This window comes from Dyella sp. KRB-257, assembly GCF_049445995.1.
Taxonomy (GTDB): Bacteria; Pseudomonadota; Gammaproteobacteria; order Xanthomonadales; family Rhodanobacteraceae; genus Dyella_A.
The window spans coordinates 22,260-46,628 of sequence record NZ_JBMSDZ010000022.1 but is presented as its reverse complement, the minus strand read 5'-3'; the positions used below and the strand labels follow the sequence as shown (position 1 = coordinate 46,628).

The 24,369-nt window shown below is 69.0% G+C and carries 25 protein-coding genes, 1 tRNA gene and 1 pseudogene; 17 read left to right on the top strand and 10 right to left on the bottom strand.

Features of this window, described 5'->3' with window-relative positions; genetic code table 11:
• Positions 1-234: 234 nt before the first annotated feature.
• The 4 genes from ACO2Q2_RS14675 to ACO2Q2_RS14660 form a co-directional block, all read right to left on the bottom strand.
• On the bottom strand, positions 235-1,161 hold the full coding sequence (locus tag ACO2Q2_RS14675; RefSeq protein ID WP_423256656.1) for an aspartyl/asparaginyl beta-hydroxylase domain-containing protein: 927 nt from the start codon (positions 1,159-1,161) through the stop codon (positions 235-237).
• A 322-nt stretch (positions 1,162-1,483) separates the two neighbouring features.
• The gene (locus ACO2Q2_RS14670; RefSeq protein WP_423256650.1) at positions 1,484-2,863 is read right to left on the bottom strand and encodes a PhoH family protein; all 1,380 of its coding nucleotides are present in this window, start codon (positions 2,861-2,863) and stop codon (positions 1,484-1,486) included.
• 129 nt (positions 2,864-2,992) lie between these two features.
• Complete coding sequence (locus tag ACO2Q2_RS14665) at positions 2,993-3,454, bottom strand: peroxiredoxin (RefSeq protein WP_423256648.1); 462 nt, start codon at positions 3,452-3,454, stop codon at positions 2,993-2,995.
• A gap of 239 nt (positions 3,455-3,693) precedes the next feature.
• Positions 3,694-4,251: a glycine cleavage system protein R gene (locus ACO2Q2_RS14660; protein ID WP_423256646.1), complete on the bottom strand. Its 558-nt coding sequence runs from the start codon at positions 4,249-4,251 to the stop codon at positions 3,694-3,696.
• Between the two features lie 132 nt (positions 4,252-4,383).
• Between ACO2Q2_RS14660 and dapA the strand changes: the two genes are divergently transcribed.
• Positions 4,384-5,277, top strand: coding sequence for a 4-hydroxy-tetrahydrodipicolinate synthase (gene dapA / locus ACO2Q2_RS14655; protein WP_423256644.1), 894 nt, complete (start codon positions 4,384-4,386; stop codon positions 5,275-5,277).
• A 37-nt stretch (positions 5,278-5,314) separates the two neighbouring features.
• Positions 5,315-5,896 (top strand): hypothetical protein, encoded by a 582-nt coding sequence (locus ACO2Q2_RS14650; RefSeq protein WP_423256642.1) that lies wholly within the window; start codon positions 5,315-5,317, stop codon positions 5,894-5,896.
• A gap of 105 nt (positions 5,897-6,001) precedes the next feature.
• On the opposite strand, the gene fdxA is transcribed toward ACO2Q2_RS14650, so the two are convergent.
• A complete protein-coding gene (gene fdxA / locus ACO2Q2_RS14645) occupies positions 6,002-6,325 on the bottom strand; it encodes a ferredoxin FdxA (RefSeq protein WP_423256640.1) in 324 nt (107 codons plus the stop codon).
• Positions 6,326-6,372: 47 nt separating this feature from the next.
• Positions 6,373-6,448 (bottom strand) — tRNA-Glu (locus ACO2Q2_RS14640).
• Positions 6,449-6,639: 191 nt separating this feature from the next.
• Here ACO2Q2_RS14640 and pcnB point away from each other — a divergent pair.
• The 6 genes and pseudogenes from pcnB (at position 6,640) to panD (ending at position 11,924) form a co-directional block, all read left to right on the top strand.
• On the top strand, positions 6,640-7,995 hold the full coding sequence (pcnB, locus tag ACO2Q2_RS14635) for a polynucleotide adenylyltransferase PcnB (RefSeq protein ID WP_423256638.1): 1,356 nt from the start codon (positions 6,640-6,642) through the stop codon (positions 7,993-7,995).
• On the top strand, positions 7,992-8,492 hold the full coding sequence (folK, locus tag ACO2Q2_RS14630) for a 2-amino-4-hydroxy-6-hydroxymethyldihydropteridine diphosphokinase (RefSeq protein WP_423256636.1): 501 nt from the start codon (positions 7,992-7,994) through the stop codon (positions 8,490-8,492). Before pcnB ends, folK begins: the two co-directional genes overlap by 4 nt.
• A gap of 71 nt (positions 8,493-8,563) precedes the next feature.
• Complete coding sequence (gene panB, locus ACO2Q2_RS14625; protein ID WP_423256634.1) at positions 8,564-9,394, top strand: 3-methyl-2-oxobutanoate hydroxymethyltransferase; 831 nt, start codon at positions 8,564-8,566, stop codon at positions 9,392-9,394.
• A gap of 247 nt (positions 9,395-9,641) precedes the next feature.
• Positions 9,642-10,558, top strand: a pseudogene (locus tag ACO2Q2_RS14620) (transposase).
• Positions 10,559-10,590: 32 nt separating this feature from the next.
• Positions 10,591-11,436: a pantoate--beta-alanine ligase gene (panC, locus tag ACO2Q2_RS14615; RefSeq protein WP_423256632.1), complete on the top strand. Its 846-nt coding sequence runs from the start codon at positions 10,591-10,593 to the stop codon at positions 11,434-11,436.
• A gap of 101 nt (positions 11,437-11,537) precedes the next feature.
• Positions 11,538-11,924 (top strand): aspartate 1-decarboxylase, encoded by a 387-nt coding sequence (gene panD, locus ACO2Q2_RS14610; protein ID WP_423256630.1) that lies wholly within the window; start codon positions 11,538-11,540, stop codon positions 11,922-11,924.
• Positions 11,925-11,961: 37 nt separating this feature from the next.
• Here panD and ACO2Q2_RS14605 read toward each other — a convergent pair whose 3' ends face one another.
• Together ACO2Q2_RS14605 and queG are read right to left on the bottom strand one after the other, a co-directional pair.
• Positions 11,962-12,354: a DUF4440 domain-containing protein gene (locus ACO2Q2_RS14605; protein WP_423256628.1), complete on the bottom strand. Its 393-nt coding sequence runs from the start codon at positions 12,352-12,354 to the stop codon at positions 11,962-11,964.
• Positions 12,351-13,445 (bottom strand): tRNA epoxyqueuosine(34) reductase QueG, encoded by a 1,095-nt coding sequence (gene queG, locus ACO2Q2_RS14600; protein ID WP_423256626.1) that lies wholly within the window; start codon positions 13,443-13,445, stop codon positions 12,351-12,353. The genes ACO2Q2_RS14605 and queG overlap by 4 nt, the downstream gene beginning before the upstream one ends.
• A 53-nt stretch (positions 13,446-13,498) precedes the next feature.
• Here queG and ACO2Q2_RS14595 point away from each other — a divergent pair, with 53 nt between their 5' ends.
• From ACO2Q2_RS14595 to ACO2Q2_RS14575, 5 genes are all read left to right on the top strand, one after another.
• Positions 13,499-14,986 (top strand): NAD(P)H-hydrate dehydratase, encoded by a 1,488-nt coding sequence (locus ACO2Q2_RS14595; protein WP_423256624.1) that lies wholly within the window; start codon positions 13,499-13,501, stop codon positions 14,984-14,986.
• On the top strand, positions 14,979-15,476 hold the full coding sequence (tsaE, locus tag ACO2Q2_RS14590) for a tRNA (adenosine(37)-N6)-threonylcarbamoyltransferase complex ATPase subunit type 1 TsaE (RefSeq protein WP_423256622.1): 498 nt from the start codon (positions 14,979-14,981) through the stop codon (positions 15,474-15,476). Before ACO2Q2_RS14595 ends, tsaE begins: the two co-directional genes overlap by 8 nt.
• A 169-nt stretch (positions 15,477-15,645) precedes the next feature.
• Positions 15,646-17,127 carry an N-acetylmuramoyl-L-alanine amidase gene (locus tag ACO2Q2_RS14585; protein ID WP_423256620.1) on the top strand — a complete coding sequence of 494 codons (1,482 nt, stop codon included), beginning with the start codon at positions 15,646-15,648 and terminating at the stop codon, positions 17,125-17,127.
• 162 nt (positions 17,128-17,289) lie between these two features.
• On the top strand, positions 17,290-19,113 hold the full coding sequence (gene mutL, locus ACO2Q2_RS14580; protein ID WP_423256618.1) for a DNA mismatch repair endonuclease MutL: 1,824 nt from the start codon (positions 17,290-17,292) through the stop codon (positions 19,111-19,113).
• 72 nt (positions 19,114-19,185) lie between these two features.
• Positions 19,186-20,124 carry a DUF1684 domain-containing protein gene (locus ACO2Q2_RS14575; RefSeq protein ID WP_423256616.1) on the top strand — a complete coding sequence of 313 codons (939 nt, stop codon included), beginning with the start codon at positions 19,186-19,188 and terminating at the stop codon, positions 20,122-20,124.
• 133 nt (positions 20,125-20,257) lie between these two features.
• Here the strand turns inward: ACO2Q2_RS14575 and ACO2Q2_RS14570 are convergent, their stop codons facing one another.
• Complete coding sequence (locus ACO2Q2_RS14570; RefSeq protein WP_423256614.1) at positions 20,258-21,040, bottom strand: enoyl-CoA hydratase/isomerase family protein; 783 nt, start codon at positions 21,038-21,040, stop codon at positions 20,258-20,260.
• 179 nt (positions 21,041-21,219) lie between these two features.
• Here ACO2Q2_RS14570 and ACO2Q2_RS14565 point away from each other — a divergent pair, with 179 nt between their 5' ends.
• The 4 genes from ACO2Q2_RS14565 to ACO2Q2_RS14550 are packed head-to-tail and all read left to right on the top strand — an operon-like array spanning position 21,220 to position 23,598.
• Positions 21,220-21,906 carry an FKBP-type peptidyl-prolyl cis-trans isomerase gene (locus tag ACO2Q2_RS14565; RefSeq protein ID WP_423256612.1) on the top strand — a complete coding sequence of 229 codons (687 nt, stop codon included), beginning with the start codon at positions 21,220-21,222 and terminating at the stop codon, positions 21,904-21,906.
• 36 nt (positions 21,907-21,942) lie between these two features.
• A complete protein-coding gene (locus ACO2Q2_RS14560; RefSeq protein WP_423256610.1) occupies positions 21,943-22,137 on the top strand; it encodes a DUF1289 domain-containing protein in 195 nt (64 codons plus the stop codon).
• Complete coding sequence (locus ACO2Q2_RS14555) at positions 22,137-22,739, top strand: CoA pyrophosphatase (protein ID WP_423256654.1); 603 nt, start codon at positions 22,137-22,139, stop codon at positions 22,737-22,739. The genes ACO2Q2_RS14560 and ACO2Q2_RS14555 overlap by 1 nt, the downstream gene beginning before the upstream one ends.
• Positions 22,740-22,749: 10 nt before the next feature.
• Positions 22,750-23,598: a sulfurtransferase gene (locus tag ACO2Q2_RS14550; protein ID WP_423256608.1), complete on the top strand. Its 849-nt coding sequence runs from the start codon at positions 22,750-22,752 to the stop codon at positions 23,596-23,598.
• Between the two features lie 18 nt (positions 23,599-23,616).
• On the opposite strand, the gene ACO2Q2_RS14545 is transcribed toward ACO2Q2_RS14550, so the two are convergent.
• The gene (locus ACO2Q2_RS14545) at positions 23,617-24,369 is read right to left on the bottom strand and encodes an enoyl-CoA hydratase/isomerase family protein (RefSeq protein ID WP_423256606.1); all 753 of its coding nucleotides are present in this window, start codon (positions 24,367-24,369) and stop codon (positions 23,617-23,619) included.

Sequence of the window (24,369 nt, the reverse complement as noted above, 5' to 3'; positions counted from 1 at the left end):
CGCCTTGTTGACCCCCTCATGCGGCGTTTCGCCCCGCGAAATCACCACAGCGAAGCACTATGCGCGGCACGGACGTATAGACGTCCGTAAGCCGGCACGGGCATGGTGAGGTGGTCACGGAATCAGGGTATTACGTAACGCGGTACGAAATAAATGCAGCTCCGGCAAACGTGCGCTGCGGCGCTCTCGCTGCGGTGGTCGAATTTTTCTCAGCCCTGGGCGGTTCCGAACGCGTCAACGCACGAACGGCCAGGGCGCCAGGAAGACCAGCCAGATGAAGACCAGCATGCCGGTGTACTTCAGCGCGCGGAACAGCTTCGGGTGCTTCTTCTTGAATGCCCGGTTGCGCCCGCGGCTGCGCTGGTTGAGGGCGAACACGCGGTTGACGAAGCCGGTCTTCTCCTCTGGCGACTCGGTGTTCGGCGAGGCGGTGATCCTGCCCATGAAGGCGCCGACGCGACGGTTGAATGCGGTCATCCAGCGCGTGCGCAGCGGTCGTTCCACATCGGCGAACAGGATCACCCGGGTCTGGTCGGTCCGGTTTTCCGCCCAGTGCACGTAGGTTTCGTCGAACACCACGTCTTTGCCGTCACCCCAGGCGTGCATCTGGCCGTCGACGAAGATGCGGCAGTCGTCCGAGTTGGGCGTGATCAGGCCCAGGTGGTAGCGCAGCGAACCGGCGAAGGGGTCGCGATGCGGGTTGAGCCTGGAGCCCGGCGGCAGCAGGGCGAACATCGCCGCCTTCACGCTGGGGATGCTGTTGAGCAGGCGCACCGTCTGCGGGCACAGCGCCTCGGCCGAGGCCAGCGGCTCGCCGTACCACTTGAGATAGAAGCGCTTCCAGCCCTGCTTGAAGAAGCTGTTGAAGCTGGCGTCGTTGTGCTTCTGCGCGGCGCGGATGTGGCCTTCGTCGAACAGTCGCAGCGCCTCGGCGCGGATCGCCTGCCAGTTGGCCTGCAGCAGGTCCAGTTGCGGGAAGCCGCGGCGGTCGAGGATGGGCCGCGCCGGCACCGCCGAGAACGCGTACATCAGCAGGTTGTAAGGGGCGAACACCGCCGAATGGTCGACCAGCTGGCGATCGAAACGCAGCCGCGCGCGCCCGCGCAGGTGCACCAGCAGCACACAGAAGGCGAAGGCCAGCAGCAGGCAGAGGACGATCAGGCGGGGGTTGAGCAGGTGCATAGAGAAAGAAATCCGATCAATCGCTGGCAAGCATAGCGCCGCCACCGGCGGACGGTCCGATCCGCATCGATTCAGAAGTCGACGCTTCCCTTCAGGTCGCTGCCAGCATGCAGGGCAGGCGGGCCAGCAGCGCTGATGGCACCGGGATGACTCTGAACGTGCCTCTGCCCGTCATCCCGGTGAAAGCCGGGATCCAGCGACTTTCGTCACGCGTCAAAGGCACTGGATTCCGGCTTTCGCCGGAATGACGAAGGGTGAAATCGCCTACGCTTTGGGCATTGGACGCCGATCCGCGATGTTATCAAAGCGCCTCGGAGGCGAAATCGGCCAGGCGCGAGCGCTCGCCGCGACGCAGGGTGATGTGTGCCGAGTGTGCCCAGTGCTTGAAGCGGTCCACCGCGTAGGTGAGGCCGGAGGTGGTTTCGGTGAGGTAGGGCGTGTCGATCTGCTCCACGTTGCCCAGGCAGACGATCTTGGTGCCGGGGCCGGCGCGGGTGATCAGCGTCTTCATCTGCTTGGGACTGAGGTTCTGCGCCTCGTCGATGATCAGGTAGCGCGACAGGAAGGTGCGCCCGCGCATGAAGTTCAGCGAGCGGATCTTGATCCGCGAGGCGAGCAGGTCGTTGGTGGCCTGGCGGCCCCAGTTGCCGCCTTCCTCCGGGTTGGCGAGCACTTCGAGGTTGTCGGTGAGCGCGCCCATCCAGGGCGTCATCTTTTCCTCCTCGGTGCCGGGCAGGAAGCCGATGTCCTCGCCGACCGAGACCGTCGCGCGGGTCATGATGATCTCGCGGTAGCGCTGCTGGTCCATCACCTGGGCCAGCCCGGCGGCCAGCGCCAGCAGGGTCTTGCCGGTGCCGGCGGTGCCGAGCAGGGTGACGAAATCCACGTCCGGGTCCATCAGCACGTTGAGCGCGAAGTTCTGCTCGCGGTTGCGCGCCGCGATGCCCCACACGCTGTGGTTGGGATGGCTGTGGTCGTCCAGCAGCACCAGCGTGGCCTGCTCCTCGTCGACCGACGTCACGCGCAGCTCGACGCTTTCGTCCCCGGGCAGAAACAGGCACTGGTTGGCGTACCAGTCCTCGCCTTCGCCGCGGTCCAGCCGGTAGTAGGTGCGGCCGCGCTCGTTCCACGACTCGACTTCCGCATGGCGCTCCCAGAAATCCTCCGGCAGTTCGGTGGCGCCGGTGTAGAGCAGGGAGAAATCGTCCAGCGCCTTGTCGTTCTCGTAGTCCTCCGCATCGATGCCGTAGATGCTGGCCTTGATCCGCAGGTTGATGTCCTTGCTGACCAGGATCACCGAGCGGTGCGGCTGCTGCTCGCGCAGGTCGATCACCGCGGCGAGAATCAGGTTGTCCGCCTTACCGTGGTTATTGGTGGCGCGCTGCTGGAAATACAGGCGGCCTGCCTCGCCGTCGCGCTTGAGGTTCACGCCCTGCGGATTGTCCAGCGACAGGCCATCCTTGATGCCGTGGCCGTTGCCGCGCTCGATCAGCTCGTTGAGGAAGCGGCTGACCTGGCGCCCGTTGCGCGAGACCTCGGAGGCGCCTTTCTTCTTTTCGTCCAGTTCTTCCAGCACCGTCATCGGGATGAACACGTCATGCTCCTCGAAGCGGAACAGCGACGTCGGGTCGTGCAGCAGCACGTTGGTATCGAGCACGTAGATGCGCTTGCTTCCGGTCATGCGGAAGAAACCTCGCTGGGCGGGATGGAAGAAGGGGTGCGGCCATCGCCGCTGGGCGCGGCCGGAGAAGGCGGCCGCGGAACGGCCGCGCGCGCGCGTGGCGCCAGACGCGCGATCGGCCGTGGAAAATCAGGCGGTTGCGATGGCATCGAGCACGGCCTGCGCGTGGCCCGGCACCTTCACGCCACGCCACTCGGCGGCGAGACGGCCATCAGGGTCCACCAGGAAGGTGCTGCGCACGATGCCCAAGTGCTTCTTGCCGTACAGCAGCTTCTCGCGGATCACGTCGAATGCGTTGCACCAGACTTCATCGGCGTCGGATACCAGGGGAAACGGCAGCCCCTGTCTGGCGGCGAAGTTGGCATGCGAGCGGATCGAATCGCGTGACACGCCGATGATCTCGGCGTTGCGTTTGCGGAAGGCGGGGTGGAGGTCGCGAAACTGCTGTGCTTCGGTGGTGCAGCCCGGCGTGCTGTCCTTGGGGTAGAAATAGATCACGACCCACTGGCCCTGGTAGTCCAACAGTTTCAGCTCGGTGTCGTCGCCGGTGCGCCCCTTCAGGGCGGGAATCTTCTTGCCGATCTCAGGCATGGGTTCTCCTGCGGCGGCCGGGGACCGTCGCACTGTCGTGGGATGGGGAGGGTGGTGCGGCCGCGTGGGCGGCAAGGGCAGCGATGTCGGCAGCGGTCGGGGCGAGGCCGCGAAGGCGGCGGTGGTTCCACGAAGGGTGCCCTGACTGCATGGCCGGTCTCACAAACGTCCCGGCCCAGAGACTAGCGCGTCTGCCAGCGAATGAAAGTCCTTGCCAGGGCATTGTCTCCGCGCGATCCTCAGAACTTCACCGGATCCATGATGGCATCGAGATTGAGGCTGTCGCACAGCTCCAGGAAATCGTCGCGCAAGGTGGCGATGTGGCTGTCCGACGGAACGCCGATGGTGATCTGCGCCTGGAACATCTCCGCACCGGTCTGCATCGCCTGGTAGTGCATCGAATTGAGCTGCTCGATGGTGATGCGGTTGCGGTGGAAGAACTCCACGAGGCGTACCAGGATGCCCGGGCGATCGGCGCTGACCACTTCCACCAGGTACGGCAGCCGCCGCGCATCGGGCTCGCGCGGCTGCGTGCGGTAGTGCACCAGGTGCATGTCCTCGTCGCGGGCGAGCTTGCCGAGTGCGTTCTCCAGCTTGGCCAGCGCATCCCAGGCCCCGCTGGCCACCAGCACCAGCGAGCTGTCGGCGCCGATCGTCGAGACCCGTGCGTCGGACAGGTTGCAGCCCGCGTCGGCAATGCGGCGGGCCAGCGTCAGCAGGGGGCTCTTGCCTGCCGAGGACAGGGTCTGGATCAGTAACTGTTCATCGCTTCCGGTGCGCGGGATGGTGCGGTTCAAAGGCGGACCTGCCTGTGCGGGGGAGATGCCGGACGCGAGCGCGGCGGGCGTAGGGCTTTCGAGCTTACTTGCCCCTCGCGCGAGCCCGCAAGTAACATGCACGACTGGATTTTTTTGCTGGAATGAAGTCCCTTGAACATCCGCGGAAGCATCTGTGCCCTGGTCACGCCGTTCGGTGCCGATGGCGCGCTCGACCTGGACAGCTTCGCGCGCCTGCTCGACTACCAGATCGGCGGCGGCACCCAGGCACTCGTGGTGGCCGGTTCCACCGGCGAGGCGCACATGCTCGAGCACGACGAGTTCGAGCGGCTGCTGGCGTTTGCGCTGCGGCACGTCGCGGGACGCGTGCCGGTGATCGCCGGCACCGGCGAGGCCGGCACGGCCAAGACGGTGGCACTGACCCGCCGCGCGGCGGAACTCGGCGCCGACGCGGCGCTGGTGGTCACGCCGTACTACGTGCGTCCGACCCAGGAAGGCCTGCGCCGGCATTTCACCGACGTGGCCGACCACGGTGGCCTGCCGTTGATCCTCTACAACGTGCCCGGGCGCACCGGCTGCGACATGCTTCCCGAGACTGTGGCGGCGCTGCGCGACCACCCGCGCATCCTCGGCATCAAGGAGGCACGCGGCGACGCCGATCGCATCCGCGCCATGGCGGAACTTGTCCGGCCCGATTTCGTCTATCTCTCCGGCGACGACGGTACGGCCAGGGAGGCCATGCTGGCGGGCGCCGCCGGCACCATCTCGGTGGTCGCGAACCTGGTACCCGGGGTGTTCCGCGAACTGTGCGATGCTGCGACGGCCGGCCAGGCGGATGCGGCTCGACGCATCGATGCACGGTTGTCGCCACTGGTGGAGGCGCTCAACGGGGCGCCCAACCCGATCGCGGTGAAAGCGGGCTTGCCGATGCTCGGTCTGGGCACGGCGGTGCCGCGGCTGCCGCTGGTCGAGCTCGCCGACGGCGCGGTGCGCGACGAAATCCACCGGGCGCTGGCCCGACTTGTTCCACTGGCTGTCGCCGCCTGAACCCGGCGACATGACTCTCCCACGGAAATCCCATTACATGAAGAAAACCTCGCTCGCGGTGGCCATGCCGGCCCTGCTTCTTTCCGGTCTCATGCTCTCGGGCTGTGGCATGTTCCGTTCGCACAAGTCGTGGGATACGGCCAAGCAGGAAGCTCCGCTGGAGATTCCGCCGGGTCTGGACACGCCCTCGGCCAGTGAGGCGCTGGTGATTCCGCCGCCTGGCGCCAACCAGCCCACCGCCAATGGCGCAACCGCCGCGGCCCCCGGCGCCAACGCCACGATTACCGACGGTTTCGTGCTCGGCGACAGCGTCGATGCCGCGTACAAGCGCGTGGGCGATGCGTTGGCGCAGGGCGAGATCGGCCAGATCGCGGCGCGCGACGATGCAGCGCACACCTACACCGTCACCGTGATGGCGGTAGCGACGACCGGCAAGAAGCCCGGCTTCTTCGGCCGCCTGTTCGGCCGTGGCAATGGCGATGCCTCCCGTGCGACTGCGCACACGGTGAGCGTCTCGATCGCGCCCAGCGGCCAGGGCGGCAGCGAGGTTCGTGCGCAGGGCGACGCCCCCGGCGTGGCCAAGCTGGTCGATGGCCTGAAAGCCAAGCTGGGCAGCTGATCCGCCCGCGCGTCCCGGAAGCAAGAGAACGCCGCCTCGAGGGCGGCGTTCTTGATGGATCGTTGCAGTCGGCGTTGCCGTGTCGCGTGAAGCGGCGACAGGAGATCAGCGTTCGAGCAGGTTGATCTTGTCGGGCTTGCCTTCCCACGCCTTGGCATCGGCCGGGGCATCCTTGCGCTCGGTGATCACCGGCCATGCCTTGGCGAGTTCGGCGTTGAGCGCGACGAATTTTTCCTGTCCGGCCGGCACGTCATCCTCGGGATAGATCGCGTTGATCGGACACTCCGGCTCGCACAGCGTGCAGTCGATGCACTCGTCCGGGTCGATAGCGAGGAAGTTGGGGCCTTCATGGAAGGCATCGACGGGGCAGACTTCGACGCAATCGGTGTACTTGCACTTGATGCAGTTGTCGGTGACGACAAAGGTCATGCTGCCGAGGGCCTGTCGAGATGTCCGGCGATTCGGCCGGACTGAATTGGCGCTCCCTACGAGGTTCGAACTCGTGTTCCCGCCTTGAGAGGGCGGTGTCCTGGGCCACTAGACGAAGGGAGCGTTCTGTTTCAGAGCGCGCTAGTATAGCGGAATTGTTTTGCCCGGCAATGTCTTTGTCGCTCCGTTGCGCCGGCTTCCTTGTGGGCCATTCCGTCGCTGCACCGGCGGATCGCACGGACGCACGGGATGCCCTTGCATCCGTGCGTGCGCTAGGCTTGCGGGATTCTCCGATCGGCAGGGATTCTTACCGCTTGAACTTCCAGACAGGGAACGATGACGCGCCTGCGCTGCGGATCATTCCGCGCGACCAGCACGCGATTTCCCGCAAGAACATCAGCAAGGCCGCGCTGCGCGTGTTGTACCGCCTCAACGAGGCCGGCTTCGATGCCTATCTCGTGGGCGGCGCCGTCCGCGACCTTCTGCTCGGCGGCCATCCGAAGGACTTCGACGTGGCGACCAACGCCACGCCCGACGAGGTCAGGAAGCTGTTCCGCAACTGCCGGCTGATCGGCCGTCGCTTCCGCCTGGCGCACGTGGTGTTCGGGCCGGAGATCATCGAGGTGGCCACGTTCCGCGGCACCGGCGAGGACGACGCCGAGGGCGATCGGCACATCGTCGACGGGCGCATCGTGCGCGACAACATCTGGGGCACGATCGAGGAAGACGCCGTGCGCCGCGACTTCCGCGTCAATGCGCTCTATTACGACATCAGCGACTTTTCGGTGCGCGACTACGTCGGCGGCATGCAGGACGTGGCCGACCGCGTGCTGCGACTGATCGGCGACCCAGTGACGCGTTATCGGGAAGACCCGGTTCGCATGCTGCGCGCCGCGCGGCTGGCGGCGAAGCTCGAGTTCCGCATCGACGCGTCGGCCGCGGCGCCGTTCGAGAGCCTCGGCCCGCTGCTCACCGAGGCGGCGCCGGCGCGCCTGTTCGACGAGTCGCTCAAGATGTTCCTGGGCGGGCACGGGCTGAAGAGCTTCCGCATGCTCGAACAGTGCGGGCTGCTGAAATTCCTGTTTCCGTCGACCGCGCGGGCGCTGGAGCGTGGCGACCACGCGCTGCGCGCGCTGCTGGAGCAGGGCCTGGCGAACACCGATGCGCGGGTGATCGAGGGCAAGTCGGTGACGCCGGCGTTCCTGTTCGCGGTGCTGCTGTGGGGCGAGGTGCGCGACCACGCGCACGGCTGGATCGCCCAGGGCATGGACGTGTCCGAAGCCTGGGCACGCGCCGCGGCGCACGTGGTGGGCGAGCAGTGCCAGCGCGTGGCGATCCCGCGGCGTTTCACCTTCACCATGGAAGAGATCTGGTCGCTGCAGCCGCGCTTCGAGCAGATCCAGCGCAAGCGGGTGTTCCGACTGCTGGCGCAGCCGCGGTTCCGGGCCGCGTTCGACTTCCTGCTGCTGCGCGCGGAGGAATCGCCGGCAATCCGTGAACTGGGCCAGTGGTGGGCGCATGCGCAGCAACTGCCACAGGACGTGCTGGCGGCTGCGCTGCCCGCCAGCGGCGGCCCGAGCGGGCCGGATGCGCCCGCCGCGGCGGCCGCCGGGCGACCGCCGCGCAAGCGCCGCCGCCGCAAGCCTTCCGGCAAATCCGGCCCGGCGTGACTGCCTCGGCGCCGGCCCGCGCCGCCTACGTGGCGCTGGGCAGCAATCTGGGCGATTCGCAGCGAACGCTGAGCCGGGCGATCGACGCGCTGGACACGCTGCCGTCCACCGCGGTCACCGGCCGCTCGTGTTTCTATCGCACGGTGCCCTGGGGCTTCTGCGATCAACCGGACTTTCTCAACGCCGCGGTGCGTGTGCACACGGCGCTCTCCCCGCACCAGCTGCTCGACGCGTTGCTGGCGATCGAGGCGGCCGCCGGACGGGTGCGCGATGGCGCGCGCTGGGGGCCGCGCACGCTGGACCTGGACCTGCTGCACATGGACGGCATCACGCTGGATGACCGGCGACTGACGCTGCCGCATCCGCGTATCCGCGAGCGCGCCTTCGTACTGGTGCCGCTGGCCGACATCGCGCCTGAACTGATTCTGCCGGGGCAGGGCGGAGTAATCGAGCTGCTGCGGCAGGTGGATGCCACCGGCTGCACGGCACTGCCCTGACTGCGCCTCGTGCTGCACTGCGGCGGCGAGGGTTTATGATGTGCGGCCGCTTGCCCGAACAGGATCGCCACGTGTACGTGCACAACGCCAGTAACCCCGATCGCAAGCCGGTGACCGTGCCGGGCCTGCGGGCGATGAAGGCCGAGGGGCGGCGCATCGTCATGCTGACCGCGTACGACGCCAGCTTCGCCTTCCAGTTGGAGAGCGCCGGGGTGGACGTGGCGCTGGTCGGCGATTCGCTCGGCATGGTGGTGCAGGGACATGCCAGCACGCTGCCGGTGACGCTCGACCACATGGTCTACCACACGGCGGCGGTCGCCCGCGGCCTGCGCTCCACGCTGCTGGTGGCCGACCTGCCGTTCATGAGTGACCGCGACACGGCGCATGCGCTGGAGGCCGGCGCGCGTCTGGTGGCCGAGGGCGGCGCGGCGATGGTCAAGCTCGAAGGCGCGGCGCCGCACGTGCTGGAGGCGATCGGCGCGCTGGTGGCGCGGTCGATTCCGGTGTGCGCGCACCTGGGCCTGACCCCGCAGTCGGTGCACAAGTTCGGCGGTTTCCGCATCCAGGGGCGCGAACAGGAGGCGGCCGAGCGCGTGCTGGCCGAGGCGCGGGCGGTGGAAGCGGCCGGGGCCGACCTGATCGTGCTCGAAGGCATGCCCACATCGCTGGCCCAGCGCATCACCGGGGCCGTGGCCATTCCCACCATCGGCATCGGCGCCGGTCCATACTGCGACGGCCAGGTGCTGGTGCTGCACGACCTGCTCGGCGTCACCCCGGGCAAGCGTCCCAGATTCAGCAAGGATTTCCTGCTCGGTCGCGACTCGGTGGCGGCGGCCATCGCCGCCTATGCCGACGAGGTGCGCCGCGGCGTGTTTCCTGCTCCCGAGCACTGCTTCAACTGAGAGGCTGTGAAAAAATCGCCCGCCTACTGCGACCGCCGCCAAACGCCCGTGCCGGCGGCGCGCCGCGGGCCAATCCGGGTCATTTGGTTCACCAAACTCCCCGGATTGGCCCCCAACGCACCTTGTCACGAACGCCTGGCGGCGCTCTCGCTACGGCGGTCGAATTTTTCACAGCCTCTGAGAGGGTGTCGACAAAATAAAACAAACCTGTAGAATCTGCCGTAGGTCTCACGAGCGGACGGTTCTCATGGAACAAAAGAAGCGCAGTGACGTAAAGCGCGGGCGCAAGCCGGCGTTGAACGAAGATCATGTGAAGGCCTTGCGTGCCATCGTGCGCGAGCATCCGCACGCGACCCTGGACGAGGTGACTCGCGAACTGGCGCGACGCACCGGAACGCGTGTCTGCTCGGCGACCGTGCGAACGACCCTGCGAAAAGCGGGCATCCGCAAGGCCAGGCCGGAGCGCAACCCCGAAGCGTTGCCCGTGGAGCAGCAGGGGACGCCGGTGCGCTACGGCTATACAGAGAAACATCGACGCCCCGACGGACCCAGCGGCATGAACACGGATCTGACCGAGGCCGAATGGGCGCTGGTAAGCGACCTGTTCGAGCACGCGGGCGGACGTGGGCGGCCCGCCAAGCACGCCCGCAAGCGCATGGTCGACGCCTGTTGCTATGCCGTGCGCACGGGTTGTGCCTGGCGTCTGTTGCCCAAGAGTTTCCCGCCGTGGGCGGCGGTACACAAAGCCTTCAGTCGCTGGGCGAAGGCCGGTGTGTTCGAGGCGATGCATGATCGACTGCGCGCGCAATGGCGCAAGCGTGCGCCAAGGTTCCCGGGCTTCAGAAGCTCTATGCCGATGGCGCCTACGCGGGCAAGTGCAAAGAGGGCATCGAGGCGGCCCACCCGTCCTTGGATGTGGAGATCGTCCGTCACCCGAACAATCGCAACACGGGCACCTGGGACGATGTGCAGTTGCCCTTGCTGCCGGAGCCACTCGCTAAAGGCTTTGTGGTGCAGGCCAAACGCTGGGTGGTCGAGCGTACCCATGCGTGGAACGAGCGCGCCCGCCGCCTGATGGCGCACCACGACCGTTCGTCATGGGCACCGGTGGCTTGGGTTTGGCTGGTCGAGGCGCGTATCCTTGCTACCAGACTCGCAAGCTGATTATTTTGTCGACACCCTCTGAGGTTCCATCGATGCAGACCGTGCAGGATGTCGGCGCGCTGCGTGCCGCGATTCGCGGCTGGCGCAGCGCCGGACAGACCGTGGGCTTCGTGCCCACCATGGGCAATCTCCACGCCGGCCACTTCTCGCTGATCCGCCTGGCGCGGATGCGTGCCGACCGGGTGGTCGCCAGCGTGTTCGTCAATCCCACGCAGTTCGGGCCGAACGAGGATTTCGACCGCTACCCGCGCACGCTGGTGCAGGACCAGGCCGGGCTGGCCGAACACGACTGCGACCTGCTGTTCGCCCCCGACGTGGCCACCATGTATCCGTATGGCCCCGCCAACACCGTGAGTCTGCGCGTGCCGCAGATCACCGAGACGCTGGAAGGGGCGCATCGGCCCGGTCATTTCGACGGCGTGGCGACCGTGGTGTGCAAGCTGTTCAACCTGGTTCAGCCGGATCTGGCCGTGTTCGGGCAGAAGGATTTCCAGCAACTGAAGGTGATCGAGCGGATGGTGCGCGACCTCGGTCTGCCGGTGAAGGTGATCGGCGCGCCCACGCAGCGGGCGCAGGACGGCCTGGCGCTGAGTTCGCGCAACCAGTATCTGTCGCCCGCGGAGCGCGCGCTGGCGCCGCGCATCCATGCCACGCTGGTGCAGATGCGGCGGTTGATCGCCAAGGGGCACGCGGTGAGCGTGGTGGAACAGGCCGCCGCCGCGCAGTTGGAGCGCGCCGGATTCGCACCCGATTACGTGGCAATCCGCCGGGCGGAAGACCTGCTGCCACCCGATGGCGGGGAGCGCACGGGGCTGGTGGGGCTGGTGGCCGCGCGGCTGGGCAACACCCGGCTCATCGACAACTTGCTGTTCGACTGAACGCCGCCATTATTTGGTTGCGAACCCGGTCGTGTTGCAGCGCATGGCCGGCGGTTCGATAATCATCGGCTACGCAGGCCGTACCTGCCGGAAGTGATGTCATGCACCTGACCATGCTCAAGGCCAAGATCCACCGCGCCACGGTGACCCACGCCGAGCTCCACTACGAGGGCTCGATCGCGATCGACAGCGTGCTGCTCGACGCGTCGGGCATCCGTGAATACGAGCAGATCCACGCCTGGAACATCAACAACGGCAAGCGCTTCGTCACCTACGCGCTGAAGGCCGAGGCCGGCTCGGGCATCGTCTCGGTGAACGGCAGTGCCGCGCATCGCGCGCAGCCGGGCGACCTGATCATCATCGCTGCGTTTGCCCAGCTGTCCGAAGCCGAGGTCGAAGCGCACCAGCCGATGCTGGTGTACGCCGACGCGAAGAACGGCATCTCGCACACCAACCGTTCGATCCCGACCCAGATGGCCGCGGCCTGAGCAGCAGCCGCGGTGCGCTGCGGCGCTCGCGCTTAGGTTACGGGCGCGCCACCGGCGTGCCCTGGTGATACACCGCCTTCCATCCTTCCACCGTTCGCCGCCATAACGTGGTGCGCCGGGTGACGCTCTCGCCCTGGCGCAACCGATAGCCCAGCAGGTACAGGCTCGGCGCCAGTGGGTGACAGGCAAAGTCGTCCGCTGCCAGGGATTCGTGGGACGGATGCGCCACGCGCTGGCGCAGCACCTCGAGCACGTCATCGCGGCTGTAGCGCTGGCCGGACGCGCCGATCTCCCAGAAGCCGGGCTCAGTGATCCGCTCGCCGTCGGCCGGGCCGGCGCCTGACTCGGGGCGGTGGAAGATCGGTTCGAGCTGGCGCAGGTCGTCCAGCACGTCCTCCAGTCGCGGCATCGGTTTCAGGCTCTCGCTCATGATGGATCTCCGGTGGTGGGAGTTGCCTCGTGCTGCTGCAGGGCCCAGGCCACGTGTTCGCGTACGAGGGCCGAGGAGTGGTCGGCACGCGCGCGCAGCGCGGCCAGCACCGCCTCCGAGCGTGGCGCGTTGCCCAGCGCCACGGCGATGTTGCGCAGCCAGCCTTCGTAGCCGGTGCGGCGGATCGCCATGCCTTCGGTGCGACGCAGGAACTCCTCCTCGCTCCACGCGAACAGTTCGGTGAGGCGGCTGCCGTCGAGCCGGTGGCGTGGGGCGAAATCCGGCTCTTCGGTGGCTTGCGCGAACTTGTTCCAGGGGCACACCAGTTGGCAGTCGTCGCAGCCGAAGATGCGGTTGCCCATGGGCTTGCGGAACTCTTCCGGGATGCTGCCCCTGAGTTCGATCGTGAGATAGGAAATGCAGCGTCGCGCGTCGAGCCGATACGGCGCCACGATCGCCTGCGTGGGACAGATGTCGATGCAGCGCCTGCAACTGCCGCAGTGCTCGGTGGCGGGTGCGTCCACCGGCAGCGGCAGGTCGGTGTACAGCTCGCCAAGGAAAAAGTACGAGCCGGCGCGGCGATGGAGCAGCACCGTGTGCTTGCCGATCCAGCCCAGCCCGGCGTTGCGCGCCAGCGCCTTCTCCAGCACCGGAGCGGAGTCGACGTAGGCGCGATGGCCGAACTCGCCGATCTCCGCGCGGATGCGCTCGGCGAGTTTCTGCAATCGCCCGCGCATCAGCTTGTGGTAATCGCGGCCCAGCGTGTAGCGCGAGATGTAGCCCAGCTCGCCGCTCCCGATCACCGACCAGGCGCTGGCGATGTCCGGTGGCGCGTAATCCATGCGCACCGAGATCACCCGCTGCGTACCCGGTTCGAGTTCGTGCGGCCGGCTGCGCCTGGCGCCGTGGCGCGCCATGTACTCCATCTCGCCGTGGTGTCCGTCAGCCAGCCACTGCTGCAGGTGCTGTTCGTCGCGGGCCAGGTCGACGCCGCTGATGCCGGTGTCGGCAAAGCCCAGTTCGCGCGCCCATTGCTTGATCGACCGCGCGAGCGCGGCGTAGTCGATGGCGGGGAGGTCCAGGGCAGGCATGCGGCTAGTTTAAGCGCTGCGGCGCCGCGCCCCGCCTTGCCTATAATCCGCCGATGACCGACACCGCCCCCCGCCACGCGCTGTATACCGTCGAACAGGTGCGCGCGCTCGACCGCCGTGCCATCGAGGTGCTCGGTATCCCGGGTTTCGAATTGATGCGCCGTGCCGCCGCTGCCGCACTGGCCAGCCTGCGGCGGCACTGGCCGCAGGCGCGCCGTATCGCGGTGTGGTGCGGCCCGGGCAACAACGGCGGCGACGGCTACCTGCTGGGCGCGCTGGCGAAAGAGGCCGGCTACCAGGTGGAGCTGGTGGCGTTGTCCGGCCAGGCGAGCGGCGACGCCCTGCAGGCCCGCACCGCGTTCGAGTTTGCCGGCGGCCGCGTGCATCGGTTCGATCCGACCGTGCCCTGGCCGGACGCGGACGTGCACGTGGATGCGCTTTACGGCAGCGGTCTCAACCGCGCCCCCGAGGCACCGGTCGCCGACCTGATCCAGCGCATCAACGCCTGCGGCAAGCCGGTGCTTGCGCTGGACGTGCCGTCCGGACTGAACGCCGATCTCGGCACCTGCCCCGGCGTGGCGGTGCGCGCGGCGGTCACGGTGTGCTTCATCGCGGCCAAGCGCGGGCTGCATACCGGCGTGGCGGCCGATCATGTCGGCCGGCTCGAGCTCGACACGCTCCAGCTGCCGGCAAGCCTGTGGCAGGACCAGCCGCACGATGCCGAGCTGTTGCGGGCGATCCACCTGCCGCCGCGTCCGCGGGTGGCGCACAAGGGCGACAACGGCCACTTGCTGGTGATCGGCGGCGAGCGCGGCATGGCCGGCGCGATCCGCCTGTGCGGCGAGGCGGCGCTGCGTTCGGGCGCCGGTCTGGTGAGCGTGGCGACGCACGATATTCATGTTCCGGCGCTCAATGCCGGACGTCCCGAGCTGATGGCGCATGGCGTGAACGGGCCGCAGGCGCTGGCCCCGCTGATCGACCGGGCCGACGTACTCGCCGTGGGCCCCGGATTGGGGCAGGGCGCCTGGGGCCACGCATTGTGGCTGACCGCGCTCGACTCGGATCGGCCGCTGGTGCTCGATGCCGATGGCCTCAACCTGCTGGCCCGCGAGCCGCGGCGGTTCGAGCGCGCGGCCGTGCTGACCCCGCATCCGGGCGAGGCGGCCCGATTGCTCGGCGTGGAGATCGCCGCCGTGCAGGCCGATCGCTTCGCCGCCGCCCGCGAGCTGGCGCGCCGGCACGGCGCGGTGGTCGTACTGAAGGGGGCGGGCAGCCTGATCGCCCATCCGGACGGGCGCCTCGCCGTGTGTCCGTGGGGCAATCCGGGGATGGCGGCCGCGGGCATGGGCGATGTGCTTGCCGGCGTCATCGCCGCCCTGCTGGCACAGGGCACCACGGCATGGGAGGCCGCCTGCCTCGGCGTGGGCCTGCACGCGCGGGCGGGCGACGCCGCCGCCGCCGAAGCCGGCGAGCGCGGCCTGCTCGCCGGCGACCTGTTCGCCCCGCTGCGCCGGCTCGGCAATGGCCTGGACCATGCGTGAGCTCAGCATGGAGCTGCCCGACGAGGCGGCGACCGCGGCACTGGCCGGGCAGGTCGCCGCGACCATCGACGGCGGGCTGGTGTGCTATCTGCACGGCCCCCTCGGTGCCGGCAAGAGTGCATTCGCGCGCGCGCTGCTGCATGCGCTGGGCGTGCCCGGCCGCATCAAGAGTCCGACCTACAGCCTGGTGGAGTCCTATCCGTTGGGCGATGCGCAGGCCTGGCACCTGGATTTCTACCGCATCGCCGATCCGGACGAGCTCGAATGGCTCGGCCTGGACGCGCTCGGCGAGCCCGGTGCGGTGGTGCTCATCGAGTGGCCACAGCGCGGTGCGGGCGCCCTGCCGGCGGCGGACGTCGAAGTGTTCCTGGAGTACGCGGGGACCGGACGCAGGGCCGTGCTGCGCGCCGCCAGCCCGCACGGCGAGCGACTGCTGGCCCGGATGCCGCCGCCGGCACGCGGTCCGGTCGTGCCGCATTCGCATCGCTAAGCTTGCGTTCCTGAAGGGAAAAAAGTGTGTTGTGGTGGGGCAATTAGTGCCCGGGAAAGCGCGGCTTGCAGGGCTCTTCTGGATATTGCCTGACGAATACGGTGCAGGTTGCGGATATCCAAGGAAAAAATGCTTGCAATGGCGTTTTTCCTGCGATTCAATGCAGGCCATGAGGGCATCCCTGTTCAGGATCGGCTTGATCGCGCTGGCGGCCACTTCCGCCGGCCTGTCCGCGTTGCCCGCCCGCGCCGCCGATGTCCGCGCCGCGCGGGTCTGGGCCGGCCCGCTCTACACCCGCGTGGTGTTCGATCTCAGCGGCCCGGTGAGCTATCGACTCCGCCAGGACGACGGCAAGGTGCAGATCGATCTGGGCAAGGACCGGCTGGGTCCGGCGTTCGCCACGCCGTCGGCGCAGGGCCTGTTCAAGGGCTTGAGCACTCGCCGCCGCGGTGGTCGGCTCGAACTGATCGCCGACGTGGATGCGCACAGCGCGCCCAGGAGTTTCGTGCTCAAGCCCGGCGGTGGCTATGGTTACCGGCTGGTGCTGGATCTCTATCCCGCCGCAGCGGCCAAGGCCGCGAGCGCTGCGGTGGTCGCCCGTGCGTCGCCGCCCGTGATGAAGGCCGTGCACGCGAACAAGGCCTCGGCGAGCGAGGTGATGACCCTGCGTCAGGTGGCCGAGCAGATGGGCGGCCAGCGCAAGGTGGTGGTGGCGGTCGATGCCGGACACGGCGGCGACGACCCGGGCGCGCACGGTCCGGGCGGCACGCTGGAGAAGAACGTCACGCTTGCCGTGGCGCGTCGGCTGGCCGCACTGATCAACAGGCAGCCGGGCATGCAGGCCGTGCTCACGCGCGACGGCGACTATTTCATCCCGCTCAAGCGCCGCTATCAGATCGCCCGCGAGAAGAACGCGGACATGTTCGTGTCCATCCACGCCGATGCGTTCAGGAACGGCGATGCGAGGGGTTCGTCGGTGTGGGTGCTGTCGCCGCGCGGCAAGACCAGCGAGGCGGCGCGCTGGCTGGCCGACCGCGAAAACCGCGCCGACCTGATCGGCGGCGTGTCGCTGGACGACAAGAACGACAGCCTCGCCGCCGTGTTGCTGGACCTGCAGCAGGGTTACGCGATGCAGGCCAGCGAGTCGATCGCCGGCAACGTGCTCAAGGCGCTGGCGCGGCTGGGGCCGACGCACCGCGGTTACGTGGAGCGCGCCAACTTCGTGGTGCTGCGCTCGCCGGACGTGCCGTCGATCCTGGTCGAGACCGCCTTCATCAGCAATCCGACCGAAGAACGCAAGCTGCGCGATCCGACCCACCAGGCCGAGCTGGCGCAGGCGGTGATGGGCGGCGTGCGCAACTACTTCGAATCGACGCCGCCGCCGGGCACCTGGTTCGCCGCCGAGGCGGCACGCCGCAGCGGCGCGATGCTTGCGGCCACCCAGCCCGGCAAGGACAGCAAGGCCTCCGTGGCCGTGGCGTCTGATCGTGCCGATGCAACGGTGCGCGATCTGCACCGCGTCGCCCGCGGCGAGAGCCTGGGCAGCATCGCGCGCCAGTACGGCGTGAGCGTGGGCGCGCTCAAGCATGCCAACCGCATCGACGGCGATTCCATTCGCGCCGGTGCCGTGCTGGCGATTCCCGCCGGCTGACGCGCCGATCCCTCAGGCCGCCCAGCGCGAACGGCTCGCTCCGTTCGTGGCGAGCGAAACGAAGTCGAAGGGCCGGTGGCGAGCGTGCGGGTGGTTCCATCGGTGGGCACTGGCCGAACCGCTCGCCTTCTCGATCCCCGGCCGCTCCCGTAAGCTACGCCGATGCCTGTCATCCGCGTGCTGCCTCCCGACCTCATCAACCAGATCGCCGCCGGCGAGGTCATCGAGCGGCCCTCGTCGGTGGTGAAGGAACTGGTGGAAAACAGCCTCGACGCGGGCGCCACGCGCATCGAGGTGGACATCGAGCAGGGTGGCGCGCGGTTGATCCGCGTGCGCGACGACGGCGGCGGCATCGCACCGGACGAGCTGCCGCTCGCCGTGGCCTCGCATGCCACCAGCAAGATCGGCAGCTTCGAGGATCTCGAACACGTCGCCAGCATGGGCTTTCGCGGCGAGGCACTGGCCTCGGTGTCGTCGGTGGCGCGCTTCGCGCTGACTTCGCGTGCGCGCGGCGCGGAGGCGGCATTCCGCATCGAGGTGGACGGCGGCAAGCTGCAGGCCGCGCGACCGGCACAGCACCCGCCGGGCACCAGCGTGGAGGTGCGCGACCTGTTCTACAACGTGCCGGCGCGGCGGAAATTCATGCGCGCCGAGCGCACCGAGTTCGCACACATCGACGACCTCTTGAAGTCGCTCGCGCTGGCACGCAGCGGCGTGGAGTTCCGGCTCAGCCACAACGGCAAGCCGGTGCGCGTGTGGAAGGTCGCGCGTGACGAGCAGGCCGCGCTGGCGCGTGTTGCGGATGTGCTCGGCGAGGAATTCCCGGGACGCAGCCTGCGCATCGACCACGCAGCCGCCGGCCTGCGCCTGTCCGGCTGGGTCGGCCTGCCCACCGCCTCGCGCGGCCAGCCCGATGCGCAGTTCTTCTACGTCAACGGCCGCCTCGTGCGTGATCGCGTGGTGGCGCACGCCGTGCGCCAGGCCTATGCGGACGTGCTGTTCCACGGCCGCCATCCGGCCTTCGTGCTGTATCTGGAACTCGATCCGGTGGGCGTGGACGTCAACGTGCATCCGGCCAAGCACGAGGTGCGCTTTCGCGAGCAGCGGCTGGTGCACGACTTCCTGTTCCGCAGCCTGCACGAGGCGCTGGCACAGACGCGCGCCGGGCAGGCGATGCAGCAGCAGCCCGCGGCCGTCGCCGACACGGCATCGACGAGCGCCGTCGCCGCGCAGTCGACGTACGGCGGCGGCTGGTCCGGTGGAGCGGCCACGCAGAGCCGGCTCAGCCTGGGCGTGCGCGAGCAGCCGCTGGCCGACTATGCCGCGCTGCTGGGAGAGTCCGTACCACGCGACGCCGCCGGCTGGACCCAGCCTTCATTCGCCCCGGACAGCGCCGAGCAGGCGCCGCCGCTGGGCTTCGCCATCGCCCAGCTCAAGAGCATCTACGTGCTGGCGGAGAACGAGCACGGCCTGGTGCTGGTCGACATGCACGCGGCGCACGAGCGCATCACCTACGAGAAACTGAAGGTCGCGCGCGCCGCCAACCACCTGCGTTCGCAGGTGCTGCTGGTGCCGCTCAGCCTGGCGGTGAGCGCGAAGGAAGCTGCGGCCGCCGAGGAGCACGCCGAGGCGCTGGCGGCGTGGGGGTTGGAGTTGTCGCGCGGCGGCCCCTCGGCGGTGGTGGTGCGGCGCATCCCGGCGCTGCTGGAAGGCGCCGACGTGGGTCAGCTCACCCGCGACGTGCTGGCGGAGCTCGCCCAGCACGGCAGTTCGCGCCGGCTGCAGGAGCTGGAGAACGAGCTGCTGTCGACCATGGCCTGCCACGGTTCGGTGCGCGCCGGCCGCCGCCTGAGCCTGCCGGAAATGAACGCGCTGCTGCGCGAGATGGAGGCCACCGAACGCTCCGGCCAGTGCAATCACGGACGTCCGACCTGGACCCAGCTCAGCCTGGCCGAGCTGGATAAGCTGTTCCTGCGCGGCCGCTGACCGGCGGGATTTGCCTCGTGGCCCGGGCGCTGCCCATACTCGGGCGTTCCCTCCCCACCGGCTGACCGCCTGATGCTCCGTCGCGCCACGCTGGCTGTTGCCTTCCTGCTTGGAGTTCCGCTCGTGCACGCTGCCGATGTTCCCGCCGCACCGACTCTTTCCGCCCAGGACGTCACACGCGGGGTCGAGCAGTGGCGGCAGGGTCGGTTGCAGCGGCTGACCGCGCCGGACGGCTGGCTCAGCCTGGTCGGGCTGGAATGGCTGAAGGAAGGCGCGAACCGGATCGGTCACGCGGCAGACAACGATATCGTGCTGGCCGCGGGCCCGGACCACCTGGGCACCGTGACGCTTGGCCCGGACGGCGCGCTGTCGATGGCGCTGGCCGCCGGCAGCGGCGCCACGGTGGACGGCAAGGCCGTGGCCAGCGCGCCGCTGGTGGACGACATGCACGCGGGCGCGAACGGGCCGACCACGGTTCGGTTCGGCACGGCGAGCTTCTACGTGATCGATCGCGACGGCCGCAAGGCGCTGCGCGTGAAGGCCCCCGAGGCGCCCACCCGCAGGCATTTCCTGGGCATCGAATCGTTCCCGATCGATCCCTCCTGGCGCATCGTGGCGCAGTGGGTGCCGTTCGATCCGCCGCACAAGCTCCAGATCGGCTCGGTGATCGGCACCATCGACGCGGTCGACGTGCCGGGCAAGGCGGTGTTCGAGCGAGACGGCAAGACCTTCGAGCTGCTGCCCTACCAGGAGGAGCCGGGCGGCGAGCTGTTCTTCGTGATCGCCGACCGCACCTCGGGCAAGCAGACCTACGGCGCGGCACGCTTCCTCTACGCCGCACTGCCCGCCGGCAGCGTGAAGCAGCCCGGCAGCGTGGTGCTGGATTTCAACCGCGCCTACAACCCGCCGTGCGCCTTCACGCCGTTCGCCACCTGCCCGCTGGCGCCGCCGGAAAACCGGCTGGATATCGCCGTGACCGCCGGCGAGAAAAAATACCGCGGCGGTCACTGACGGTAGGAGCGCACCCTGTGCGCGAATGCTCTTGGCTTTGATGTCGATCAGGAGCAAGAGCATTCGCGCACAGGGTGCGCTCCTACATGGGCTGCGCCACATCTACGGGAGCGCAGAGTCGGTGGGAGGGCGGTCAGGCGCCCTTGAACGCGGGTTTGCGCTTGTCGAGGAACGCGCGCGTCCCCTCGCGCATGTCCTCGCTGGAGAACACCAGGGCGAAGGCCTGGGTTTCGAACTCCAGCCCCTGGTCGAGGCTGGTTTCGCCACCCTGCAGCACGGCGTCGAGGATGCCGGCGGCGGCCAGCGGCGCGGCGGCGGCGAGCTGGTCGGCGAGGGCGTCGACCGTTTCGTCCAGCGCCTCGGGCGCGACCACGCGGGTCACGATGCCCAGCTCGTGGGCGCGCTGCGCGCCGATCGTGGCGCCGGTGAGGCACAGCTCCAGCGCCGCGCTGCGGCCAGCCAGCCGCAGCAGGCGCTGGGTGCCGCCGAAGCCGGGGATCAGGCCGAGGTTGATTTCCGGCTGGCCGAACTTGGCTTTCTCGCTGGCCACGCGCAGGTGGCAGGCCATCGCCAGCTCCATGCCGCCGCCCAGCGCAAAACCCTGGATGCGCGCGATCACCGGCTTGCCGAGGCGTTCGATCAGGCTCATCAGGCGCTGCCCGGTGCGCGAAAACGACTGCGCCTGCAGCGGCGTGTAGCCGCTCATCTCGGCGATGTCGGCGCCGGCGACGAAGGCCTTCTCGCCGCTGCCGGCCAGTACCACCGCGCGCACGCCGTCTTCCTGCGCTGCCTGGGTGAAGGCGAGGGTGAGCTCGTTGAGCGTGTCGCGATTGAGTGCATTGAGCTTGTCCGGGCGCGCCACGGTGATGGTGCGGATGGCGCCGCGGTCGGCGATTTCGAGGTTGCGATAAGCCATGGCAGGAACCTGCGGGGGAAAAAGTCCAGATGGTAGCAGCGGGAACCTTTGCCACCGGCCGGAATCTCATGCCGGGTATCGCATCCGGCGATGCTGCACCGGGCAGGCATGGCGCATGGGCATGCCCACCGGGCGTCACGGTTTCGGAGAGCGGCATGGTGAAGTGGGCAGGACGGTTCATGGCGGCGGGACTCGGGCTGATCGGCACGGTCGCGCAGGCGCAGCAGTCGTCCAGGCCGCCTGCCGCCATCGACAAGGCCAAGCTGTCCTACGCGATCGGCTACCAGATCGGCAGCCAGTTCGCCGACGGCGAGCCGTCCGTCGACTTGGCCACGCTGCAGCGGGCGATCCAGGACGCCGCCGCCAAGCGCCCGCCGAGCGTGCCGATGTCGGACATGCGCGCCCAGTTGCATGCGCTGGACGAGCAGATGCACGCCCGCGCGGTGGCCGAGTTCCGCCGCGTCGCTGTCCGCAACGCCCGCAGGAGCGAGCAGTACATGGCGCACAACCGCACCCAGCCCGGCGTGGTGCAGTTGCCCTCGGGCGTGCAGTACGCGGTGATCAAGCAGGGACGGGGCGGCACCAGCCCGACGGTGGACAGCAAGGTCACCGTCAACTATCGCGGCATGCTGATCGACGGCACCGAGTTCGACAGCACCTTTGCCCACGGCAACCCGGTGAGCTTCGTGGTGAACAGCGTGATCCCCGGCTGGCGCGACGTGATCCCGCGCATGCACGTGGGCGACCGCTGGAAGGTGGTGATCCCGCCGAAGCTGGCCTACGGCGAGCGCGGCGCGTTGCCGCGCATCGGTCCGAACGAGGCGCTGGTGTTCGACATCGAGCTGCTGGACGTCGCCAACCCCTGATCAGAGCATCCCTTGCAGGCGCTATCATCGGGGGCCATGTCGACCGATCCCCGTGCTTCCTTTCCCCAGGCGCCGCTGACGCCCTGCATCGGTCTGTGCCGGCTGGACGGTCGCGGCTATTGCCTGGGCTGCCAGCGCTCGATGGGCGAGATCGCGCGCTGGGGCAGCATGCCCGACACCGAGCGGCTGTACCTCATGCGTGTGGTGCTGCCGACCCGCAAGGCCTCGTGATGGAGCGGATCTGGCACGCGCTGGAGCCCGCGCTGCTGCCGCTGGCCGAGCCGCCGCAGCCGCCGGGCTGGAACCACGCGCACATGAGCGAACTGCTCGGCACCGCCGTGCGCCGGCCCGCGGCGGTGCTGGTGGGCGTGCGCGAAGGCGTCGAGCCGCGCGTGCTGCTCACCGTGCGCACGGCGCACCTGCCTTCGCACGCGGGGCAGGTGGCGTTTCCCGGCGGCGGCAGCAATCCGGACGATCGCGATGCGATCGCCACCGCCCTGCGCGAGAGCGAAGAAGAGATCGGTCTGGACCCGGGCCTGGTGTCGCCGCTGGGATTCCTCGACGTGTTCGAGACGATCAGCGGCTACTGCGTGACCCCGGTGGTGGCGCGCATTGCCGGGCACGCGCGGCTGACGCCGGCACCGGACGAGGTGGCCGAAGTGTTCGAGGTGCCGTTGGGGTTCTTTCTGGAGCCTGGCAACCTGCGCCACTACACCATGGAATTCCGCGGCCACCAGCGGTCCATGGTGGAGTTCGTACACGGTGGTCACCGCATCTGGGGCGCCACCGCGGCGATGATGCTGAACCTGTTGCAGAGGATGGGACGCGCATGAAGACCACGCCATGAAGACCACGCTGATTACCGCCACCGAACTGGCTGCGCTTCCGCCCGCCAAGGTGCTGATCGTCGACTGCCGCTTCGATCTCGCCGACGCGGGCAAGGGCGAGCGCGACTACCGTGCCGGGCACATCGCCGGCGCGGTCTACGCCAGCCTGGACCATGACCTGTCCGATCTCTCGCGGCAGTCGCTCGGACTGGGCCGGCACCCGCTGCCGCTGGAGGCCGATTTCGCGGCCGTGCTCGGCCGCTGGGGCTGGCATCCGGACCTGCAGGTGGTGGCGTACGACGCCGCCGGCGGCGCACTGGCCGCGGCGCGGCTGTGGTGGCTGCTGCGGCTGGTCGGAGCGCGCGCAGTGGCCGTGCTCGACGGCGGCCTTGGCGCGTGGACCGCCGCCGGGCTGCCGCTGGAAACGGCGTTGCCGGAGCGCGCGCCGACGCAGGTGGCGATCCACTACGACGCCGCGCAGCTCATCCTCGATCATGCCGCCGTGACGGCGCGGCCGGGGCAACTGCTGCTCGACGCACGCGCCGCCCCGCGCTACCGCGGCGACACCGAACCGCTCGACCGCGTGGGCGGCCACGTGCCCGGCGCGAGGAACCGTCCGTTCGCGGACAACCTCGCCGCCGACGGACGCTTCAAGTCTGCCGGCGAACTCCGGCGGGAGTTCCTGACGGTGGTCGAGGGGCACGCGCCGTCGCAGGTGGTGCACTCCTGCGGCTCCGGCGTCACCGCCTGCCACAACCTGCTGGCGATGGAGCATGCCGGTCTGGCCGGTTCGCGGCTGTACGCACCGTCGTGGAGCGGCTGGGTCAGCGATCCGTCGCGGCCGGTGGCGACCGGACCGGGCTGAGCGCCCGCCCGGTCCGGCTCACTTCCTGCGCAGCCGCTCCACCAGGCCCTGCAGTACGGCCTGCGTCTGCGGGTGGAAGAAACCGTCGACGAAGGCATCCAGCGGCAGCGCATCCACATCGGCGTAGGCATCGGCCAGATCGGCGCGGGCCAGGGCGCGGGTGGCGAGCATCGCATGCGAGGGCAGGGCCAGCAGTTCGCGCAGCCAGTGCAGCGCGCGAACGGTGACCTGGTCCACGCCGGTGAGCTCGTCGACCATGCCGCAGGCCAGCGCCTGGGAGGATTCGATCATCGCGCCGGCCACCAGCAGCCGCTCGGCGCGATAGGTGCCCACCACGCGGCGCAGCGCCAGCTGGATGCAGTCGGGCACGCTCAGCCCCACCTGCACCTCGTTGAGACCGATCCTGAACGGCCCCTCGGCCATCACCCGGTAGTCGCAGAACAGCGAGAGCACCGCGCCGCCGGCCGGGCTGTGTCCCGTGATCGCCGCCACCACCGGCACCGGCGCGCGCGCCAGCGCCGCGCAGACGGCGAAGAACTCGCGCCAGAACGCACGCACCTCGCTGCGTTCGCGGCCCATCAATGCGGGCACGTCGACACCGGCGGAAAACATGCCCGGTGCGCCGGACAGCACGATGCCGCGCGCGCCGGCCGCGGGCGCTTCCTCCAGCGCGGCACGCAGGCTGCGCAGCAGTTCGAGATTCAGTGCGTTGACCGGCGGGCGGGCCAGCTGCAGTTCGACGATGGTGTCGTGGGTGATGCGGTTGAGCAT

Excerpts from the sequence above, each read along its gene's own strand:
- ACO2Q2_RS14665 (WP_423256648.1), bottom strand. The coding sequence starts at position 3,454 with ATGCCTGAGATCGGCAAGAAGATTCCCGCCCTGAAGGGGCGCACCGGC.
- tsaE (WP_423256622.1), top strand. The coding sequence starts at position 14,979 with ATGCGTGAGCTCAGCATGGAGCTGCCCGACGAGGCGGCGACCGCGGCA.
- ACO2Q2_RS14565 (WP_423256612.1), top strand. The coding sequence starts at position 21,220 with ATGGCGGCGGGACTCGGGCTGATCGGCACGGTCGCGCAGGCGCAGCAG.
- panD (WP_423256630.1), top strand. The coding sequence starts at position 11,538 with ATGCACCTGACCATGCTCAAGGCCAAGATCCACCGCGCCACGGTGACC.
- queG (WP_423256626.1), bottom strand. The coding sequence starts at position 13,445 with ATGCCTGCCCTGGACCTCCCCGCCATCGACTACGCCGCGCTCGCGCGG.
- ACO2Q2_RS14595 (WP_423256624.1), top strand. The coding sequence starts at position 13,499 with ATGACCGACACCGCCCCCCGCCACGCGCTGTATACCGTCGAACAGGTG.
- ACO2Q2_RS14550 (WP_423256608.1), top strand. The coding sequence starts at position 22,750 with ATGAAGACCACGCTGATTACCGCCACCGAACTGGCTGCGCTTCCGCCC.
- ACO2Q2_RS14555 (WP_423256654.1), top strand. The coding sequence starts at position 22,137 with ATGGAGCGGATCTGGCACGCGCTGGAGCCCGCGCTGCTGCCGCTGGCC.
- panC (WP_423256632.1), top strand. The coding sequence starts at position 10,591 with ATGCAGACCGTGCAGGATGTCGGCGCGCTGCGTGCCGCGATTCGCGGC.
- mutL (WP_423256618.1), top strand. The coding sequence starts at position 17,290 with ATGCCTGTCATCCGCGTGCTGCCTCCCGACCTCATCAACCAGATCGCC.
- ACO2Q2_RS14585 (WP_423256620.1), top strand. The coding sequence starts at position 15,646 with ATGAGGGCATCCCTGTTCAGGATCGGCTTGATCGCGCTGGCGGCCACT.
- ACO2Q2_RS14575 (WP_423256616.1), top strand. The coding sequence starts at position 19,186 with ATGCTCCGTCGCGCCACGCTGGCTGTTGCCTTCCTGCTTGGAGTTCCG.
- fdxA (WP_423256640.1), bottom strand. The coding sequence starts at position 6,325 with ATGACCTTTGTCGTCACCGACAACTGCATCAAGTGCAAGTACACCGAT.
- ACO2Q2_RS14570 (WP_423256614.1), bottom strand. The coding sequence starts at position 21,040 with ATGGCTTATCGCAACCTCGAAATCGCCGACCGCGGCGCCATCCGCACC.
- ACO2Q2_RS14670 (WP_423256650.1), bottom strand. The coding sequence starts at position 2,863 with ATGACCGGAAGCAAGCGCATCTACGTGCTCGATACCAACGTGCTGCTG.
- ACO2Q2_RS14605 (WP_423256628.1), bottom strand. The coding sequence starts at position 12,354 with ATGAGCGAGAGCCTGAAACCGATGCCGCGACTGGAGGACGTGCTGGAC.
- ACO2Q2_RS14560 (WP_423256610.1), top strand. The coding sequence starts at position 21,943 with ATGTCGACCGATCCCCGTGCTTCCTTTCCCCAGGCGCCGCTGACGCCC.
- ACO2Q2_RS14545 (WP_423256606.1), bottom strand. The coding sequence starts at position 24,369 with ATGCTCAACCGCATCACCCACGACACCATCGTCGAACTGCAGCTGGCC.
- ACO2Q2_RS14650 (WP_423256642.1), top strand. The coding sequence starts at position 5,315 with ATGAAGAAAACCTCGCTCGCGGTGGCCATGCCGGCCCTGCTTCTTTCC.